The following is an 18,414-nucleotide window of genomic DNA, read 5'->3' on the forward strand; positions in this document are numbered from 1 at the left end:
GGGCCCTCCTGGTCCGGTACGGCCGGCCGGGTCACAGGGGTGTGAGCGGCTCCACCGTCACCGACCGCGCCGAACTCCGGTCGGTGACGACGACCTGGGTGTGCAGCGGGACGGGCCCGGCCGACCAGGCCGCGAACGCCTCGCTCCCGCCGCGCAGTGGAAGCAGTACCTCTCCCGGCCCGTCGGCGGGGATCGACACCGTCACCCGGCCGATGACGCCGACCGGGTCGAAGTCTTCGTCGTCCTGGTTGCCCTGGTCGCCCACGCGCAACTCCCGATCCTCGAAGGGCCTCGACCTCTCCACGGTACTCCGGCCGGGAGGAGGGCGGGCGGGTGGCGCGAGGGGTGTTCCGGGGGGGGTGGCGGCCCGGGGGTGGCGGCCCGGCTCAGGTCCGGGTCAGGTCCGGCTCAGCTCCGGCTCAGCTCCGGCTCAGCTCCGGTGCCGGGGGCCGTCGTCGTGGGTCGGGGGCCAGCGGGGGGCCACCTTGCCCGGTGCGAGCTGTTCGACCACCTCGGCCAGGTCCTGGCAGGCCTGTTCGATCTTCAGGCGGATCGTCTTCTGCTCGGTGACGACCGCCGACAGCAGCAGGGAGGTCAGCGCCGCGGAGCCGTTGAGCGCCTGGAGGTTGACCATGGCCTCGGCGAGCGAGTGCCCGGCGAAGGGGCCGGACAGGGTGACCGCCGCGGCGGTGGCCAGGACGGAGACCAGCAGGACGCAGGGCGCGCTCCCGGCCAGCTGGAAGCGGAGCGCCGCCCAGATGAGGAGCGGGAAGACGAGGAAGAGCAGGGCGAGGGGGCTGCGGGTGGCCAGCAGGGTCACCGCGACGGCCGTGACCGCCAGGGCGGTCGCCTCGCCCCAGCGGTAGGTGTCCCGGGGCATCCGGACCTTGCGCAGGACCAGGAGGAGCGGCGTGATCACGAGCACGCCCATGGCGTCGCCCGCCCACCACGCCGACCAGCCCGTCCAGAACTCCTCCCGGGGCAGGCTGCCGGAGAGGACCAGCAGGCCGGCCCCCACGGTGGCGCTGATCAGCATCGGCAGCAGTCCGCCCAGGAAGACCAGCGCGACCCCGTCGCGGAGCCGGTCCAGTGCGGTGCGAAAGCCCGCCCGGCGGAGCATCAGGAAGGCGCAGACGGGGGCGGCGACGTTGCCGGCGACGATCCCGAGGCCGACGAGGCCGAAGGGGCTGAGGGCGTCGATGACGAGGAAGGCGCCGAGCGCGATGCCCGGCCAGACGCGCAGGCCCGCCCAGAGCAGGGCGCTGAGGGAGATGCCCGTGGGGAGCCACAGGGGGGTGACGACCGCGCCGTCGACCACCACCTGCTGGAGCAGGCCGATCCGGCCGCCCGCGTAGTAGGCGGCTCCCACGCCGGCGATCCGGGCCAGGGCCAGGCAGAGCCGTCGGACGTCCTCGGTGCGCATCACCTCATCAGACAGGAGCGCGCGCCCGTCGACGGAGAGTGACACGCGCGGGGGCGGTGGCCGTGGGCCCGCGCGTCACCCGCCGGTCCGGTGCGGCCCGCCCGCCCGGTCGGGGGCGCCGTCGTGACGCAGGACCAGGACGGCCGCGTCGTCCTCGTGGCCGGTGGAGTCGGCGACCTTCATGACCTCGGCGGCCAGTTCGCCGGGGTCGCACAGGGCGCCGTCGCGGACGACTTCGGCGACGCGTTCCAGCCCGGCGTCGATGGGGAAGGAGGGGCCTTCGGCCACGCCGTCGGTGAGCAGGACGAAGGCGCCGGCCACGGCCAGCGGGCGCCGGGTGACCGGGTAGCGGGAGCCGGGGAGCATGCCGAGCGGGGGGCCGCCGTCGTCCTCGGCGATGCCGTACCGGCCGTCGGCGGTGGCCCAGACGCCGGGCACGTGGCCGGCGCGGGCGCTCTGGATCTCCCAGGTGACCGGGTCGAAGCGGAGGAAGGTGCAGGTGGCGAAGAGGTCGCAGTCCACCGAGAGCAGCAGGTCGTTGGCGCGGCTGAGGACCTCGCCCGGGTCGGCCGCGGCGGCGGCCACCGCGCGGACGGCGATCCGCACCTGGCCCATGAAGGCGGCGGCCTCGACGTCGTGGCCCTCCACGTCGCCGATGGAGAAGCCGAGTGCTCCGCCGGGCAGCCGGAAGCCGTCGTACCAGTCCCCGCCGATGTTGAGGCCGTCGCGGGCGGGGGCGTAGCGGGCCGCGGTGCGCAGGCCCGGGAGTTCGGGGAGCGAGGCGGGCAGGATCTCGCGCTGGAGCGCCTCGGCCAGCTCCACCCGGGCCTGCTGGAGCTCGGCCCCTTCGCGGGCCTGTGCGGTGAGCCGCCCGAGGCGGGTGAGGAGGGAGTCGGCGCTCTCCGATCGCCGGGACCGATGGAGGGCCATGCAACGCTCCCGAGGTACGTCCGTCTCCGGGCCCCGGCGGGTGAGCCCCCGGCCAGCATATTTCGGGGGGCCGGTGATCACATCACGAGCGCGGCACGAGGGGGCGGACGGGGCCCGCGCGGCCGGGGCGCTCCGGCATGAGAGGGCGGGCGGCTCACCGGTCGCCGGGTTCCTCCGGGGGCCGGGGCGGGAGGTAGCCGCGGGTGCGGACCAGGTTGCGGGTGAGGGCGGTGAAGGCGCGGGCGGCGGCGCTCTCGTAGGCGCTCTCGCGGCGCAGGAGGGTGACCGTGCGCGGCGGGAGGGGCGGGTCGAGGGGGACGGGGCGCAGGGAGGGGTCGTCGTCGGTGACGGCGTCGGGCAGGACGGTGGCCAGGGAGGTGCGCCGCACGATCTCGGTGAGGGCCTGGACCGAGTTGGCCTCCACCGCGGTGTGCGGCCGGACGCCGTGGGCGGTGAGGTAGGCGTCGATGTGGCCGCGGGTGGCGAAGTCCCCGCTGAGCAGGGCCAGTCGGCGGTCGGCCAGCTCGTGGACGGGCAGGGGCGCGGCGGGGGGCGGTGGCCGGTCCCCGGTGTGGGCGGCGGTGACGAGGCCGAGGGTCTCGGTGAAGAGGGGGGTGGCGGTGATGCCGGGCAGGTGGGGGCCGTCGAAGGCGAGGCCGAGATCGTGGGCGTCGGCCAGCAGTCCCGTCTCGATGCGGTCCTGGGGCATCTCGCGGACGTCGAGGGTGATGCCGGGGTGGGCTTCGTGGAGCGCGGCGACCAGGGGGCCGGTGAGGTAGGCGGTGAAGGTGGGGGTCAGGGCCAGGCGCAGATGGCCCCGGGAGAGGTCGGCCAGGTCCATGACGGCCCGCTCGGCGGCGGCGATCTCCCGCAGGGCGGCGCGCGCGTGGCGGACGTACGTCTCCCCCGCGTCGGTGAGGCGTACGGTGCGGCCGGTGCGGTCCAGCAGCTGGGCACCCGCGGTGCGTTCGAGCTGTTTGATCTGCTGGGACAGGGTGGGCTGGGAGATCCGCAGCTCTTGCGCGGCGCGGGTGAACCCGGCGTGTTCGGCGACGGCGATCAGGTAGCGCAGGTGACGGAGTTCCGGGGCCATGAACCGCGATGATAGATGAGATCGATGACGGACCTCGTCTCTGCGCCTTGGAGACTATGGATACAGGTCATCGTCGGCGCCGTCGGCGTCACCCCGGACGCCGCATCCCTCCCGGCGGGGGGGCGGGACCCGCACACGGGGTGTGCGGGTCCCGCCGTCCGGTCCGGGGTCAGCCGGCGCCGGTCCTCTCCCAGCTGTAGAACTCGCGGGCCATCGCGTCCTGCGGGCCGCGCCAGGTCTGCGGGTCGTGCGGGCTGATGTACGCGGAGAGCCCGTCGCTGAGGTCCCGGAACGCCTGGTGGCCGCTGACCCGGGCGATGGCGGGGCCCGGCGGCCGGTCGGACTCGATGAGGTGCAGGTAGACGTCGCCGAACTGGAACAGGCTCCGGCGGGCCACCCCGACCAGGTGGGGCAGTTCGCCCGCGTCCGAGGCGGCGAAGAGGCCCGCGATGTCCGGGGCCGACTGCGGCGCCATCCGGGCGACGATGAGAGCGCGGTGCATCCGCGTCCTGCCTTCCTTCTCAGAGCCGGCTGACGGCGGGGGCGCGGTTCTCGCGCTCGCGCTGTTCGATGCGGCTGCGGATCAGCTCCAGCTGGACGCGGGAGTTGTGGTTGATGCGCCGGGTCATCCCGTCGTCGTCGACCGGGGCGTCCGGTTTCATCGCGAAGTCCTGGGTCCACTTCATCCGGGTGCCGCCGGGCACCGCGAAGTACTGCCAGTGGATGTCCATGTGGGCGAAGGGCCCGGTCTCGACCCGCCGGGCGCGCACCGTGAGGCCCGCGCGGTCGGCCGTCCGTTCCGAGACCCAGCTCCAGACCGTGCCGTTCTCGTCGGGGTGCATGGTCAGGCGGAACCGGGTGGTGTCGCCCTCCTGGGCGAGGATCTCGACCGACGCGTACTCGCTGAAGAGCCCCGGCCAGTTCGGGAGGTCGTTGGTGACCTCCCAGACGAGGTCCACGGGAGCGCCGACGGTGATCTCGTTCTCGGTGTGTCCCGCCATCTCAGGCTCCCGTCATGAGGCTGTTGTTGACGAGGTCGAGGAACTCCCCCGGTGTCCTGCAGCGGTCCGCGTCGGTCGGCAGGGCGCGCCCGCGCCGGTTCTCCAGCTCGCCGACGATGCCGAGCAGGCCCAGCGAGTCGAGGCCGTAGTCGTCGAAGGCGGAGTGCGGGCGGCTCGCCAGGTCGGCGGGGTCGACGGTGATGCCGGCGGATTTCATCAGGGCCGCCAGCTCCTCCATGGTCAGTCGGTCGGACATGAGGGTCTCTCTCTTCCTACGAGGGGGAATCGGGGCCTTTGCGCAGGACGAGCGCGGAGTTCGAGCCCATCCGTCCCCGGCTCAGCACGAGCGCGGTGCGCAGCGGGGCCGGGCGGGCGTTGCCGGTCACCACGTCGAGGTCGTGGCAGACGTCGAAGACGTTCGGGGTCGGCGGGACGATGCCGTGCTCCAGGGCCAGGACCGCGGCGGCGGTGTCGAGGGCGGGCGCCGCGCAGTACGCCCGGCCGGTGCCGGTCTTGGGCGCGGTGACCGCCACCACGCGCCCGTGGGCGCCGAGGGCGTCGGCGAGCGCCGCCGCCTCGGCCGTGTCGGCCCGTAGCGTGCCCAGGGCGTCCGCGAAGACCACGTCGATCTCCTCGGGGGCGCAGTGGGCCTCCCGGAGCGCGCCGCGGATCGCGTGGGCCAGTCCCTCACCGGCGCTGTCGCGGCGCTGGGTCCCGGTGAAGGTCGCGGCGTGTCCGGCCAGGACGGCGCGGACGGTGGCGCCGCGGCGGCGGGCGGCCGTCTCGTCCTCCACGACGAACATCGCGCCGCCCTCGGCGGGGACGTAGCCGACGGCCTTGTCGGTGAACGGCCGGTAGGCGCGCCCGGGGTCCTCCTCGGTGCTCAGGCCCTCGTAGCCCAGCTGGCAGACGACGGAGTAGGGCGCGAGGGGGGCCTCGGTGGCTCCGGCCAGCATGGCCCGGCTGCTGCCCCGGCGGATCGCCCGGACGGCGTGCGCGAGGGCGTCCAGTCCGCCCGCCTCGTCCGAGGCGACGACCCCGCAGGGGCCCTTGAGGCCCTTGCGGATGGAGACCTGGCCGGTGCTGGCGGCGTAGAACCAGGCGATGGACTGGTACGGGCCGACGTAGCGGGGTCCCTTGCCCCAGAGCCGTTGCAGCTCGCGCTGGCCGAACTCGCCGCCGCCGGAGCCGGCCGCGGTGACGACGCCCACGGAGAAGGGCTCGCCCTCGTAGTCGGCCCGGCCGAGCCGGGCGTCCTCCAGGGCGAGGTCGGCGGCGGCGAGGGCGTGGTGGGTGAAGCGGTCGGTCTGGACGAGGAAGCGGTCCTCGACCAGCGCGCCGGGGTCGAAGCCCCGGACCTCCCCGGCGACGCGCAGCGGGAGGTGCTCGCACCCCGGCCGGGTGATGCGGTCCAGGACGCTGAGGCCCGACTGGGTCGCCTTCCAGAAGGCGTCGGCGCCGATGCCGTTGGGCGCGACGACGCCGAGGCCCGTGATGACCGTGCGGCCGGTCACGCGGCCGCCTCCCCGGTACGGGTCATGACGACCGCGGACTGGAAGCCGCCGAAGCCGCTGCCGACGGAGAGCACGCTGCGCAGGGTGCGGGCGCGGGCGGTGCGGGGGACGTAGTCGAGGTCGCACTCGGGGTCGGGGGTCTCGTAGTTGGCGGTCGGGGGCACCACCTGGTGGGTCATGGCCAGGACGCAGGCGGCCAGTTCGATCGCGCCGATGGCGCCGAGGGAGTGGCCCACCATGGACTTGATGGAGGTCATGGGGGTCCGGTAGGCGTGGTCGCGCAGGACCCGCTTGACCGCGGCGGTCTCGTGGCGGTCGTTCTGCTTGGTGCCGGAGCCGTGGGCGTTGACGTAGTCGATCGCGGTGGCGTCGAGCCGGGCGTGGCCGAGGGCGGTCTCTATGGCGCGGGCCATCTCCAGGCCCTCGGTGGTGAGCCCGGTCATGTGGTGGGCGTTGCCGAAGGTGGCGTAGCCGCCGATCTCGCAGTGGACGGTCGCGCCGCGGGCGCGGGCGTGGGCGAGTTCTTCGAGGACGAGGACGGCGCCGCCCTCGCCGAGGACGAAGCCGTCCCGGTCGGCGTCGAAGGGGCGGGAGGCGTGGGCCGGGTCCTCGTTGTTGGGCGAGGTCGCCTTGATGGCGTCGAAGCAGGCCACGGTGATCGGGGAGACGGGCGAGTCGGACGCCCCGGCGACGCAGACGTCCATCCGGCCCTCCTCGATGGAGTGGACGGCGTACCCGACGGCGTCGAGTCCGGAGGTGCAGCCGGTGGAGACGGTCTGGACGGGGCCGCGCGCGCCCGTCTCCTCCGCGACGGCGGAGGCGAGCGTGGCGGGGGTGAACGCCCGGTGCAGGTAGGCGGAGGCGAGGCGGTGGTCCACGTCCCACCAGCTGCCGGACTGGCTGACGGCGGTGTAGTCGTGCTCCAGGCGGGTGGTGCCGCCGACGGCGGTTCCGAGGGAGACCCCGGTGCGCCAGGCGGTGTCCGTGGTGAGGTCGAGGCCCGCGTCGCGGACGGCTTCGCGGGCGGCGACCAGGGCGAACTGGATGTACCGGTCGGCGCGGGCCGCCGCGTCCGGGCCGAATCCGTGCGCGGCGGGGTCGAAGTCGACCTCGGCGGCTATCCGGGAGCGGAACCCCGAGGGGTCGAAGAGGGTGATGCCGCGGGTCGCGGTGCGGCCGTTGGCGAGCAGGTCCCAGAAGGCGGGGACCCCGATCCCGCCGGGGGCGACGACGCCGACCCCGGTGACGGCCACCCGTCGGCGGGTCACGAGAGCGCTCCGCTGCGGTCCGGGGGCTCCGTGGCGGTGTCCTGCCGGGGGGGCGCGGCCTGTTCGGTGTCGACGTGGCCGAACTCCGGTCGGGGGGCGAGCGGTCCGAGGTGGAAGACCATCCGGGCCTCGGCGTCGCCGACGTTGCGGAACCGGTGGCGCATGTCGACGGGGATCAGGAGTCCCTGGTCGGCGTGGAGCGGGTGGGTCTCGCCGTCGAGGTCGACCTCCAGCAGGCCGGTGACCACGTACACGAACTCCTCGGAGTACGGGTGGTAGTGCTCGGCGATGGACTCACCGGGGGCCATGACGGCCAGACCCATGAAACCGCTGGTGGAGCCCACCGTCGTCGGGGTGAGCAGGGCCCGTACGTCGCCGCCGCGCCTGCGGTTGGGCGGTGTTTGGCCGAGGTCCACGATGCGTGGGTGATGTGTGGTCATGACGGGGTTCCTCCCGGCGGCTGGAGCCTGGACGGTGCTGGTGGGGGGCTGGAGGCGAGGGGGCGGGGCAAGGGGGCGGGCGGCGTGGGTCAGGACGGTGCGGGTCAGGACGGCGCGGGGGCGTGGCGGTCGGTGATCAGCCGCATGGTGCGGTGCGCGGCGGCCCGCGCGCGGGCCTCGGCCGGGGTGGGCGCCGGGGCTCCGGCCGGGGTGGCGGGTCCGGTCGTCAGCCGTTCGAGGACGGCGGCCTTGCGCGGGCCGCGGACGCCGAGGACCGCCTCGGGGTCGGCGTCGAGCGGGCCGCGCACGTCGATCAGCCGGACGACGAGGTCGTCGCGCTGGAAGATGCTGCTGCTGCGCACGGGGTCCGCGGGGCGGTGCGCGGCGGCCTCGTCCTGGCGGGCCAGGAACCGGGCGAGCGCGGGACCGCAGCCGGGCCGGGCCGGGTAGAGGAGCGCGTGCCGCTCCGTGCCGGCGGGGTCCGCCTCCGCCGCGGCGACGTGGTGGACGGCCGGGAGCCCGGCGCGCATGAAGAACATCCGGGCGGACTCCGGGTCGTCCAGGTTCCGGTCCTGCTCCAGGTAGGGGTTGACGGCCTCCTCGACGGCGCGCACCTCGGGCTGCTGCGCCACATGGCGCAGCGCGGCCGTCAGGTCGCCCTGGACCTCCACGGTCCGCACGACCCGGTTGCCGTGCATGAAGAGGCTGGTGCGCCGCAGCCGGGTGTGCTCGTCGACCCGGGCGGCCGGGGAGGCGTAGCCGGAGAGGATCTCCGCGACCTCCTTCTCGCTGCCCGGCCGGACGGTGAAGGTGAGGGCGTGGCGGACGAGGTCGGCGCCGAGGCGGGGCGCGGGCTGGAGCCGGGCCGTGGGGCGCGTCGCCCGGTCGTAGCCCCGGCCGGTCTCGCGCAGCACGGTGAACTTGAGCGGGCGCATGGAGCGGGCGCAGGCGCCCAGTGGCCTCACCTGTTCGGCGTGGTGGTCGCTGTTGACCCAGGCCAGGTACTGGGGGGCGCTCTCCCACTCGCTGGTGATGAGCCACTGGGAGGGGTTCTCGAAGGACTGGCACAGCTGGTCGCCGATGTGGCCGGGGACCGACGCGATGTCGTGGCGGAGTTGCTCGTACGCCTCGAAGAACTGCCGCTGGGCCCCTTCGTGGAGGTCCAGCAGGAGGACGACCCGGAGCAGGGAGCCGTCGAAGGCGGACTGCGACACCCGTTCGGACAGGGTGGTTGTCATCTGCTCACTCCTTCGTGGGGGCGTGGAGCCCGGTCGCGTACGGACCTCGTCCGTCACCGGCGGCCTCCGGCCGGGGCCCCGGCCGGAGCGGCGGGCCGCCGTGTCCCCGGAGGGAACCGCTGTCGCTCATCGTCATCCGGGCGGGCAGGTATCGCTACATGTCCGGATCAAGCGGGTGACAACGGGCGAATCGCCTGGGCTTGATCGACGATCGGGGGCATAAGGAGTCCACTCCCCCGCACAGAAAACAGGAGCCCGCAGCTGATGGAAGACAACGCCGATGTTCGCGTACCGGTTCTCGTCGTGGGCGGCTCCCTCGTGGGCCTGTCCACCTCGCTGTTCCTGAGCCGCCACGGGATCAGGCACCTGCTGGTCGAGAAGCACGCAGCCACCTCCGAGCACCCGCGCGGCCGGGGCGTCAACGCCCGGACGATGGAGCTGTTCCGCACGGCGGGCGCCGAGGACGAGATCCGCCGGGCGGCGTCCGTACTGGAGGAGAACCAGGGCATTCTGCAGACGCAGTCGCTGACCGGCGGCGAGCACACCTGGCTGGTCAGATCGGTCGACCCGGGCGGGGCGCTGCGGCGTTTCAGCCCGACCGGCTGGTGCCTGTGCAGTCAGAACAACATCGAGCCGGTGCTGGCGGAACAGAGCGCCGCACAGGGCGCCGAGGTGCGGTTCTCCACCGAACTGATGAGTTTCGAGCAGGACGCGACGGGGGTGGACGCCCTGCTGAAGAACCGGGAGACGGGCGAGCACACCACCGTGCGCGCGGACTTCCTGATCGCGGCGGACGGCCCGCGCAGCCCGGTCCGGGAGCAGCTGGGCATCACCCGGACGGGCAGCGGCGAGCTGTTCCACAACGTGAGCATCACCTTCCGCTCGGAGCGGCTCGCCACGGTCCTGGGCGACCTGCGCTTCATCGTCTGCTACCTGATGCGTCCGGGCGCGGACGGGGCGCTGCTGCCGGTGGACAACGACACCCGGTGGGTCTTCCACGCGCCCTGGCACCCGGACCGGGGCGAGACCCTGGAGGACTTCACCGACGAGCGCTGCGCGGAGCAGATCCGCCGGGCGATCGGCGCCGCGGACCTGGATGTGGAGATCGGCGGCAAGGCGCCCTGGCACGCCGCCGAACGGGTGGCGCGGAGCTACGGCGCGGGCCGGGTCTTCCTCGCCGGGGACGCGGCCCACGAGATGGCCCCCACCGGGGCCTTCGGGTCCAACACCGGCATCCAGGACGCGCACAACCTGGCCTGGAAGATCGCGGCGGTGCTGGACGGGTCGGCGGGGGCCGCGCTGCTCGACACCTACGAGGCCGAACGGCTGCCGGTGGCGCGGGCCACGAGCGAGCGCGCCTCGGCCCGTTCGGCCGAGCACAGCCACCCGGGGTACGCGCCGCCGCCCACGGCGGGCGGCGGTCCGGGCAGCGGGGTCCTCGTCACGGCGATGGGCTACTGCTACCCGCGCGGCGCGGTCGTCGGCGGCGACCCGGACCGGCCGGTGATCCCTCAGGCGCTGCGCCTGAAGGGTGACGTCGGCACCCGGGCCCCGCACCTGTGGCTGGCCCGCGCGGGTGCGCGGATCTCCACGCTCGACCTGTACGAGCGGTCGTTCGTGCTGCTCAGCGGCGCGGGGACGCCCTGGAAGGCGGCGGCGGAGCGGGTGGCCGCGCAGCTGTCGGTGCGGCTGGACGCCTGGACCGTCGGTTCCGCGCCCGACGCGGACCTGGTCCCGGAGAACGGCGCCGACTGGGCCGAGGAGCACGGGACGACGGAGGCCGGAGCCGTCCTCGTCCGCCCGGACGGGTTCGTGGCGTGGCGCTCCGAGGGCGCCGTGTCCGATCCCCGGGCCGCGCTGTCCGAGGTCCTCTCTACGGTGCTGCGCCGGGCGTGAGCGCCGCCCTTCCCGCTGCGCCGGCCGCCCGCACGGCCGGCGCAGCGGACTCATCCGCACGCCCAGCAGCCCGCCCAGCAGCCGGCGGCCCGCCCGGCGGGGGCGCTGCGGCGCGGCGCGGAGCCGGTACGGTGCGCCGGGCGGGGGGCGGGGCGCCGGGCCAGGCAGGCGACCACGACCGCGACGGCGGCCAGTTCCTCGGGGGCGGCCCGGCCCTTCTCGACGCGGAGCAGGTTCGCTATGGGGACGTCGTCGGACATCGGCATGGCCTCTCGTACGGGGAGCGCGCGTGCGCCCGGCCGCGCGGGCGGGGAACCGGTCCGGTGGTGACGCGGGCCGCGCGCGGGGGACCCTTCGCGGCGGCGGGACCGGCCCGGACGGTACGGACCGGCCGGGGCGCCCTCGTCGGGTCGCGGGGACTCCTGACGCCACCGACGCTACAAGCGCGCGGCGCACCCGGCATTCCGGGAGGTCCGCGAACCGGCCCGTCCGGGCCCGGCGGGTCCGGGCGCGGATTCGGCGGGTACCGGTACGGGTCCGGCGGGTACCGGTACGGGTCCGGCGGGTACCGGTACGGGTCCGGCGGGTACCGGTACGGGTCCGGCGGGTACCGGTACGGGTCCGGCGGCGGGCGGCCGGGCCGGCCGCCCGGAGGACCGTGACCGGCCGCCCGCCCCTGACCTGCCGGGGCTGCTCGGGCCATCTGTACGCCGTCTGCACCGTCGACCGGGGCGGGGGGCGGGGCGCGGCCGGGCGGGCCGGGAGCCAGGTCGGCGAGTGGGAGGTCGACCACGAGATGCCCGCGCCGTGCCCGCTCGAACGGCTGCTGCCCCTGAGGGGGAGGGCCGCCGACCCGCGCGACCTGCCCGGCGCCGAGGAGGTGCTCGGCCCTCCGCGCTGAGCGCGCGGACCCGGCGGCGCGGGTCGACGGCGCCCGCGCCCACCGGGACACCGCGCGGCGCCGCCCGCGCACACGCCCGCGCCGGACGCGCGCGGGCGCACACGATCAGGAAGAGGAGCGTGCATGCCGGGCCAGTTCGCGACCGGGGCCACGACCGGAACCGGCACCACGGCCGGGAGCGGGCCCGCGGCCGGGACCACGACCACGACGGACACCGGGGGCGGCGGCGGGCTCCGGGCCGCGGCCCCGGGGCCGGCCCGCGGCGCGGGGCGGCCGTACCGGGCGCGGGGCTCCGCCGTGCTGTCGGCCGTCTGCGCGCTGGCGTGCGCCCTCGCCGCCGCGGCGGGACCGGCCCTCCCGGCCGCCGCCGCGGCCCCCCGGTCCGCGCTCCGCCCCACGGACGGCGGCGCGCACCACCCGCACCACCACCCGCCGCGCCCCTCAGCGGCGGACCAACCGGCGGGCCACCCCGGGGGCCACGCCCCGGACGGCGGCGCCGGAGCGGTCCCGCCCGGTGAGGCGGCGGTGCTCGGCGAGGAGCACGCGCGGGCGCACGCCGGGCGGCGGCAGGCGGTCGCGGGCGCCGGAACGTACCCGCAGTCGGCCCGTACCGCGAGCCTGGCCGCGCTCACGGCCTCCCAGCGCGAGACCAACGCCGCTTTCACGGCGGCCGGGTCCGGCCGGTTCACCGCGTACTTCCCCTCCCCCGACTTCGGTGTCCACGTCGCCCAGCTGCCCACGGGCAAGGTGCTGCTCTTCTCCTTCGAGCGGGTGGAGACCGACCCCACCAAGGAGACCGGGCCCACCGACCGGACCGGCAGGACCAACGCGGGCCGCGCCTTCCTCTGGGACCCGGCCAAGGGCACCGGGGCGCGGGCCTTCCGGAAGGTCCCGCCGCCGACCGTCCTGATGCCGGACGGCTCGTACGTCCCGCGTCCGGCGCCGTTCTTCTGCGCCGGGCACGCCTTCCTGCCCAACGGCATGGTCGGGGTCTTCGGCGGCAACGCGGGCGGGAAGGGCGGCAGCGGCGCCCGGCTCTCCTTCGTCTTCGACCCGTGGACCGAGACCTGGTTCCGCAACCGCGACATGATGGTGGGCCGCTGGTACCCCTCGGTGGTGGCCGGCGCCGACGGCCGTCTGGTCATCATGTCCGGCCAGTCCGAACGGGGTACGGGGACCCCCACCCCGGTCGTCGAGCGGTTCCCGGCGCTGCGCCACCCGGTGCCCCGGCGGACGTACGACATCCCGGTGGGCCTGGCGTCGGAGCGGCTGCGGGCCGACGCCCCGTTCCGCAACGACTACCCGCACCTGTTCTCGCTGCGGGACGGCCGGATCTACGGGCTCGGCCGCGACGCCGACCAGCAGTGGGTGTTCGACCCGGTCACGGAGGTCCGGACCGGCCTGCCCCGGCGGCCCGCGGACTTCCGCGGCTACGGCTCCGCCGTGCCCCTGCCCGCCGGGGTGCGCGGCCCGGACTCCGTCCTGGTGCTCGGCGGCGACCCGCACGACCCGCACACCTACCGGCTCTCCGGCGGGCGGTGGAGCACCGAGGAGCCGCGCGCCTTCGGCCGGACCCAGGACGACACGCTGATCCTGCCGGACGGCACGCTGCTCACCGTCAACGGCGCCCTCAGCACCCGGGACTACGGACACGGCCCGTTCAACCCGCGGGCCGACCTCAAGTACCGGCGGACCGAGCTGCGCGGCGCGGACGGCCACTGGCGGCTCGGCCCCGCCCAGCGGCTGCCCCGGGGCTACCACTCCAACGCCCTGGTCCTGCCGGACGGCCGGGTGATGGTGACCGGGGACGAGCTCCAGCAGATCGCCAACGACCCCGACATCACGGACGCCATGGACGGCAGCATCGAGCTGTACGAGCCCGCCTACCTGCACCGGGGCGGCCGTCCGGCGCTCGACCGGGTCCCGGCGGGCGAGCTGGGGTACGGGGCGGAGTTCCGGGTCGGGAGTTCCACCGCCGCCCGGGTCGCGCGCGCGGTGCTGCTGGCGCCGACGACGGCCACCCACGCGGTGAACACCAGCCAGCGCCATCTGGAGCTGACGGTCACCGGCGCCCGGGGGGACTCGGTCGGGCTGCGCACGCCCCCGGGCGCGGCCGACGCCCCGCCCGGTTTCTACATGCTGTTCCTGCTCGACGCGGCGGGTGTCCCCAGCACCGCGAAGTGGGTGAAGCTCGGCGGCGGCCGGTGAACCCGGGCGGACCGAGCCGACCGACCGACCGCCGGTCGGCTCGGTCGGTCGGTATCGGGCTAGCTGACGGTGAGGTCGTCCCCGTAGACGGCGCTCTGCCCGTACCAGCCGTGCAGGTAGACGGTGACCTGGCCCGAGGCGCCGGTCGTGAACGGCACGGTCAGTTTCGTCCAGCCGGTGGAGCCGGTCCACGTGCTGGCGGTGGCGGAGCCCCGGACCCCGAGGTAGCTGTAGCCGCCCTGCACCCAGCCGCTGAGCGTGTAGGCGGTGTTGGGCACGAGGGTCAGGCTCTGCGCGCACTCGCCGGTCTGCGCGGCGCCCGGCGCGCTCCTCAGCGCGTACGAGCCCCCGTGCGCCGGGGTCTGCACCACCGCGCCGCCGCTCTCGCAGGTCCAGGGCGCGAGGGAGCCGCTCTCGAAGCCGCCGTTGACGACGGCTCCGGTGGAGCCGCCCGGCCCGGAGACGGTGAGGGTGAAGGCGGCCGTGCGGCTGAGGGTGCCCGCGGTCGCGGTGAGGGTGAGGGGGTAGGTGCCCGGCACGGCGGAGGCGTCGACGGTCACCGTCAGCCGGGCCGAGCCCCCGGCGGTCACCGAGGCGGGGCTGAGGGTGGCGTTCACCCCGGCGACGGGCGCGCCGGTCACCGTCAGCGCGAGGGTCCTGGCACTGCCCGAGGTCACGGCCGTGGTGACGGTGGCGGTGGCGGAGCCGCCGGGGGCCACGGAGGCCGAACCGGGGGCGACGGCGAGGGAGAAGTCGTCGGCGACGGGCCCGCCGGGGCCGGTGAAGGGCGCGAAGGCGTGGCTGAAGTACCACGGGTCCTGGACGATGCCCGAGCAGGTGTCGGAGCCCGCCGTGCCCGGGCAGCCGCCGTTGTCGCGCTGGAGGGCCCAGATCGAGAGGGTGTTGATGCCCTGGGCGGTGGCCCAGTCGCGGACGGCGGTGGCGTCGGCGGTGGTGAAGGTCTCGGCGGGGCCGTAGTCGTCGATGCCGGGCATCTCGGTGACGCCGATCATGCCCCAGAGCTGGGCGGGGGTCTTGTCCGGGTAGAGGGCGGCGAGCTGGCCGTAGAGCCCGGTGGCGGCGGACCTGGTGTCGGCCGCCATGTCGTGGGTGGCGCCGTCGTAGTAGTCGAAGGTCATCAGGTTCACGACGTCGACCCGCGCGCCCGCGGCCTTGGCGCTCTTGAGGACCGCGAGGCCGCTGCTCGCGAGGCCGCTCGTGGTGGTGGGCAGGGTGTAGGAGATCTGCAGGGGGCGGCCGGTGGCCGCGGCCCAGTCCTGGACCTTCTTGATGGCCTGGTTGCGGCGGTCGACACCCGCCTTGTTCGTGAGCGAGTTGTCCTCGATGTCCATGTCGAGGCGGGCGACGTCGTAGGTGGTGACGACCTTCTGGTAGGCGGCGGCGACGGCGTCCACGCTGGTGCAGCTGTCGGCGATCTCGGTGCCCCCGTTGTCGGCCGCGTAGCCGCCGAAGGAGGGGATGACGTCGCCGCCGCGGGCGCGGAGGGTGGTGAAGTCAGCGCCGAAGACGGCGGGGGTGACGGGCTGCGCCGTGCTGCCGTTCCAGTACGGGGTGCAGGAGCCCTTGGCCTCGGTCTGGACGAAGGCCATGGTGAGGTACGTGACGCCGGCTCGCTGGGCGAGATCGGCGGGGCTGTCCGAGGAGTACGCCTGGAAGTAGGGCGCGAAGACGTGCGCGGGCAGGGGCGTCGCGGCCTGCGCGGCGGCGCCGGTGCCGAGGACGAGGCCGGCCGACGCGACGAGCGTGGCGAAGGCGGCCATGAGGGCGTGGGGGGACCTGGGACGTCTCATCGATGCTCCCGGTGGGGTGCGGATGAACGGGCGAACGCCTCATGATTGGTCTGGACCACCTACAGGTCAAGGGTCTGGACCACGTGGGCCGGACGGCCCCGTTCCCCCACGTTTTCCCACGTCACCTGGGACCCGTACGCCTCTCGGACCTCTCTCTGCGGGGCCGCGCGAAGCCGCTGCGGACCACGCGGCGGCGGAAACCACCCGGCCGCCGCCGTGTCGTGCGCGGCGGACGGGCCGGGGCGGCTCGCATGGTGGTCGCGGGCACGGATACGGATACGGATACCGGACATGAACACGGACACGGACACGGCTGGGGACGGTGCATGAAGGCCACGGAGGTCATCGCCGACGGATTCGGGCGCGTCCGGGAGGTGGTCCACGAGGTGGTCGGGGGGCTCCCGGCGCACCGGCTCAACGCCCGCGCCGGACCGGCGGCCAACTCGGTCGCCTGGCTGGTCTGGCACCTGACCCGGGTCCAGGACGACCACGTCGCGGACGCGGCGGAGTTGCCCCAGGTCTGGGACGCGCAGGGGTGGGCGGACCGGTTCGGCTTCGCCCTGCCCGCCGGTTCCACGGGGTACGGGCACACGCCCCGGCAGGCCGGCGCGGTCTCGGTCGGCTCGGGCGAGCCGCTGCTGGAGTACTTCGAGGCGGTGCACGCGCAGACCCTGCGGTTCGTCCGGGGCCTGACCGCCGCCGATCTGGACCGGGTCGTCGACGAGGGCTGGGACCCCCCGGTCACCCTGGGGGTCCGCCTGGTCAGCGTGGTGAGCGACGACCTCCAGCACGCGGGCCAGGCCGCCTACGTACGGGGCCTGCTGGAGCGGGGCCGCTGACCTGCGGCCGGTGACGGCCCGAGGGGGCACCGGCCGGCCGGGGGCCGCCGGTTCACTCCGGGCGGCGGGCGTGGACGAAGAGGTGTTCCTCGGGCCCGGCCGTCCCGTCCTCGGGCCGGAAGAGCGCCGTGTGGTGGTGGAGCACCTCCAGCCCCAGCCCGGCCAGCCTGCGCAGGTGTTCCTCGGTGGACAGGCTGGAGACCGTGATCCGGTGGCCCATCCAGACGAGGTCGAGACCGCGGATGTCACCGGGCACGGTGGCCATGACGAAGTACCCGCCCGGCACCACCCAGGACACCATGCGCTCCAGCGCCGCCTCCATCTCCGGCCGGTCCATCACCAGCAGCGTGAAGAAGGAGCACACCGCGTCGAACCCGGCCCCGGGGGGCGTGTACGTCCGGACGTCGGCCCGCTCGAACCGGGCCTGCGGGACCCTGGCCCGCGCCAGGGCGACCATCTCGGCCGAGACGTCGATGCCCGTCACCTCGCAGCCGGCCCGTACCAGCGCCTCGGCCGCCGGACGGCCCGTGCCGCTGCCCGCGTCCAGCACCCGGGCACCGGACGGGAGCCGGGCGGTGAGCCAGTCCAGCGCGGCCAGCCGTCCGGGCAGGCCGCGGAACGCGTCCTCGTACCGCGCGCCGAGCGCGTCGAACACCTCTGCCGCGGACTCGGTCCCCTTCGTCGCCACCCTCGCTCCTCACGCTCGCCGCCCGGGACCCGCAACCGGGCCCGACGGGAAGGTTGTGCCCGCGCCGGGCCGTTCCCACGCCCACCGGTGGACCGCTACGGGTGCCCGGGGACCGTCCGCAGGTGGGCTACGGCGTACGGGCGGGCGCCCGGGGCCGCCGGGCGCAAGAGCCGCGCGGCGCCCCGGTGGGCGGGGCCGACGCGTTCCCTCACGGGCCGCTCCCCGACCGGCCGCCGGCCGGGTACGAGGACGGCGAGGGCGCGGCCGTTGCGGGCGCCGGAGCGCAAGCGCGCGCCGGTCGTCCCGCCCGCCCCGGGCCCCGGACCGGGCCCGTTCCTCAGCCCCGGAGTTCCGCGAGGCGCTCCGGGGAGGCTTCGGCGAGCGCCTTGGTGACGGCGTCCACGCCCTCCTGGAGTCCGTAGACCGGGGTGCCCGGCTGCTGGCGCCAGGAGTCGTCGAGGCCGCCCGCGTCGACGGTGTCGAAGCCGAGTTCCCCGATGAGGGCCCGTACGGTCCGCTTCGCCGCCTCGTCGTCGCCCGCGACCGGCAGGGCCAGCCGGTCCGGGGAGCCCTCCGGGAGCGGCCGGTCCAGGATGTCCTGGGCGTAGGTGCCGTTGAACGCCTTGATCACCGGGTGGCCGAGGTGGCGCTCGGTCCAGCGGCTCTCGGTCAGGCCCTCGTCCTCGATCCCGGCGATCCGGCCGTCGCGCTCCTGCGGGTAGTAGTTGCCGGTGTCGATGACGGCGAAGCCCTCGGCGGCCCCGTCGAGGACGCCCGGGGGCAGGTCCGGCACGTTCTTGAACGGGATGGTGACCACGACGACCTCGGCGCCCCGGGCCGCCTCGGCGACGGTGACGGGGGTGGCGCCGGTCTCCTCGGCGAGCGCGGCCAGGCTCCGGGGGCCGCGCGAGTTCGCCACGGACACGTCGTGCCCGAGGGCGGTGAGCCGGCGGGTCAGGTTGCCGCCGATGTGGCCCGCTCCGATGATGCCGATCTTCATGAGCTCTCCAGATGCGTACGGGGTGGTCGGGTGTCGCGTCCTGTACGAACTCCCGTGACCCGCACGGCATTCCGCCCCGCCCCCGCGGTCCCCCGTACGGAGGACCCGGGGACCTGGCCGTGACCCGGACATGCCGCGGGGCCGGTACCGGGACACCGCCCGGT

19 protein-coding genes are annotated in these 18,414 nt (G+C 75.3%); 4 read left to right on the forward strand and 15 right to left on the reverse strand.

Annotated elements, in window-relative coordinates; genetic code table 11:
• Positions 1 to 31 precede the first annotated feature (31 nt).
• The 11 genes from ACIA5F_RS20400 to ACIA5F_RS20450 all read right to left on the reverse strand — a co-directional run bounded on the left by ACIA5F_RS20400 (position 32) and on the right by ACIA5F_RS20450 (position 8,907).
• Entirely contained in the window at positions 32 to 271 is a 240-nt protein-coding gene (locus ACIA5F_RS20400; RefSeq protein WP_399354876.1) for a hypothetical protein, read from the reverse strand.
• Between the two features lie 159 nt (positions 272 to 430).
• Positions 431 to 1,426 (reverse strand): MASE1 domain-containing protein, encoded by a 996-nt coding sequence (locus ACIA5F_RS20405; RefSeq protein WP_399354995.1) that lies wholly within the window; start codon positions 1,424 to 1,426, stop codon positions 431 to 433.
• 72 nt (positions 1,427 to 1,498) lie between these two features.
• On the reverse strand, positions 1,499 to 2,353 hold the full coding sequence (locus ACIA5F_RS20410) for a PP2C family protein-serine/threonine phosphatase (RefSeq protein ID WP_399354878.1): 855 nt from the start codon (positions 2,351 to 2,353) through the stop codon (positions 1,499 to 1,501).
• A gap of 154 nt (positions 2,354 to 2,507) precedes the next feature.
• Positions 2,508 to 3,446 (reverse strand): transcriptional regulator CynR, encoded by a 939-nt coding sequence (gene cynR, locus ACIA5F_RS20415; RefSeq protein ID WP_399354880.1) that lies wholly within the window; start codon positions 3,444 to 3,446, stop codon positions 2,508 to 2,510.
• A gap of 169 nt (positions 3,447 to 3,615) precedes the next feature.
• Positions 3,616 to 3,948: a TcmI family type II polyketide cyclase gene (locus ACIA5F_RS20420; RefSeq protein WP_399354882.1), complete on the reverse strand. Its 333-nt coding sequence runs from the start codon at positions 3,946 to 3,948 to the stop codon at positions 3,616 to 3,618.
• A 19-nt stretch (positions 3,949 to 3,967) separates the two neighbouring features.
• On the reverse strand, positions 3,968 to 4,447 hold the full coding sequence (locus ACIA5F_RS20425) for an SRPBCC family protein (RefSeq protein ID WP_399354884.1): 480 nt from the start codon (positions 4,445 to 4,447) through the stop codon (positions 3,968 to 3,970).
• A gap of 1 nt (position 4,448) precedes the next feature.
• Complete coding sequence (locus tag ACIA5F_RS20430; RefSeq protein ID WP_399354886.1) at positions 4,449 to 4,703, reverse strand: acyl carrier protein; 255 nt, start codon at positions 4,701 to 4,703, stop codon at positions 4,449 to 4,451.
• A 16-nt stretch (positions 4,704 to 4,719) separates the two neighbouring features.
• Positions 4,720 to 5,961: a beta-ketoacyl synthase N-terminal-like domain-containing protein gene (locus ACIA5F_RS20435; protein ID WP_399354888.1), complete on the reverse strand. Its 1,242-nt coding sequence runs from the start codon at positions 5,959 to 5,961 to the stop codon at positions 4,720 to 4,722.
• The gene (locus ACIA5F_RS20440) at positions 5,958 to 7,229 is read right to left on the reverse strand and encodes a beta-ketoacyl-[acyl-carrier-protein] synthase family protein (RefSeq protein ID WP_399354890.1); all 1,272 of its coding nucleotides are present in this window, start codon (positions 7,227 to 7,229) and stop codon (positions 5,958 to 5,960) included. The genes ACIA5F_RS20435 and ACIA5F_RS20440 overlap by 4 nt, the downstream gene beginning before the upstream one ends.
• Positions 7,226 to 7,669 carry a cupin domain-containing protein gene (locus tag ACIA5F_RS20445; RefSeq protein ID WP_399354892.1) on the reverse strand — a complete coding sequence of 148 codons (444 nt, stop codon included), beginning with the start codon at positions 7,667 to 7,669 and terminating at the stop codon, positions 7,226 to 7,228. The genes ACIA5F_RS20440 and ACIA5F_RS20445 overlap by 4 nt, the downstream gene beginning before the upstream one ends.
• Positions 7,670 to 7,773: 104 nt before the next feature.
• Positions 7,774 to 8,907 (reverse strand): SchA/CurD-like domain-containing protein, encoded by a 1,134-nt coding sequence (locus ACIA5F_RS20450; RefSeq protein WP_399354894.1) that lies wholly within the window; start codon positions 8,905 to 8,907, stop codon positions 7,774 to 7,776.
• 264 nt (positions 8,908 to 9,171) lie between these two features.
• Here ACIA5F_RS20450 and ACIA5F_RS20455 point away from each other — a divergent pair, with 264 nt between their 5' ends.
• Positions 9,172 to 10,803, forward strand: a complete 1,632-nt coding sequence (locus ACIA5F_RS20455) for an FAD-dependent oxidoreductase (RefSeq protein WP_399354896.1) — start codon at positions 9,172 to 9,174, stop codon at positions 10,801 to 10,803.
• Between the two features lie 50 nt (positions 10,804 to 10,853).
• On the opposite strand, the gene ACIA5F_RS20460 is transcribed toward ACIA5F_RS20455, so the two are convergent.
• Positions 10,854 to 11,063 carry an acyl-CoA carboxylase epsilon subunit gene (locus ACIA5F_RS20460; protein ID WP_399354897.1) on the reverse strand — a complete coding sequence of 70 codons (210 nt, stop codon included), beginning with the start codon at positions 11,061 to 11,063 and terminating at the stop codon, positions 10,854 to 10,856.
• Positions 11,064 to 11,461: 398 nt separating this feature from the next.
• Between ACIA5F_RS20460 and ACIA5F_RS20465 the strand changes: the two genes are divergently transcribed.
• Both ACIA5F_RS20465 and ACIA5F_RS20470 read left to right on the forward strand, forming a co-directional pair.
• The gene (locus tag ACIA5F_RS20465; protein ID WP_399354899.1) at positions 11,462 to 11,704 is read left to right on the forward strand and encodes a hypothetical protein; all 243 of its coding nucleotides are present in this window, start codon (positions 11,462 to 11,464) and stop codon (positions 11,702 to 11,704) included.
• 123 nt (positions 11,705 to 11,827) lie between these two features.
• Positions 11,828 to 13,912, forward strand: a complete 2,085-nt coding sequence (locus tag ACIA5F_RS20470; RefSeq protein ID WP_399354902.1) for a galactose oxidase-like domain-containing protein — start codon at positions 11,828 to 11,830, stop codon at positions 13,910 to 13,912.
• Between the two features lie 59 nt (positions 13,913 to 13,971).
• On the opposite strand, the gene ACIA5F_RS20475 is transcribed toward ACIA5F_RS20470, so the two are convergent.
• Positions 13,972 to 15,723, reverse strand: a complete 1,752-nt coding sequence (locus ACIA5F_RS20475; RefSeq protein ID WP_399354904.1) for a glycosyl hydrolase family 18 protein — start codon at positions 15,721 to 15,723, stop codon at positions 13,972 to 13,974.
• A 326-nt stretch (positions 15,724 to 16,049) separates the two neighbouring features.
• Between ACIA5F_RS20475 and ACIA5F_RS20480 the strand changes: the two genes are divergently transcribed.
• Complete coding sequence (locus ACIA5F_RS20480) at positions 16,050 to 16,562, forward strand: DinB family protein (protein ID WP_399354905.1); 513 nt, start codon at positions 16,050 to 16,052, stop codon at positions 16,560 to 16,562.
• 52 nt (positions 16,563 to 16,614) lie between these two features.
• On the opposite strand, the gene ACIA5F_RS20485 is transcribed toward ACIA5F_RS20480, so the two are convergent.
• Together ACIA5F_RS20485 and ACIA5F_RS20490 are read right to left on the reverse strand one after the other, a co-directional pair.
• Positions 16,615 to 17,250: a class I SAM-dependent methyltransferase gene (locus ACIA5F_RS20485; protein WP_399354907.1), complete on the reverse strand. Its 636-nt coding sequence runs from the start codon at positions 17,248 to 17,250 to the stop codon at positions 16,615 to 16,617.
• A gap of 337 nt (positions 17,251 to 17,587) precedes the next feature.
• The gene (locus tag ACIA5F_RS20490; RefSeq protein WP_399354909.1) at positions 17,588 to 18,382 is read right to left on the reverse strand and encodes an NADPH-dependent F420 reductase; all 795 of its coding nucleotides are present in this window, start codon (positions 18,380 to 18,382) and stop codon (positions 17,588 to 17,590) included.
• Positions 18,383 to 18,414 lie beyond the last annotated feature (32 nt).

This window comes from Streptomyces sp. NPDC051567 (assembly GCF_044454165.1).
In the GTDB taxonomy this organism is placed as follows: Bacteria; Actinomycetota; Actinomycetes; order Streptomycetales; family Streptomycetaceae; genus Streptomyces.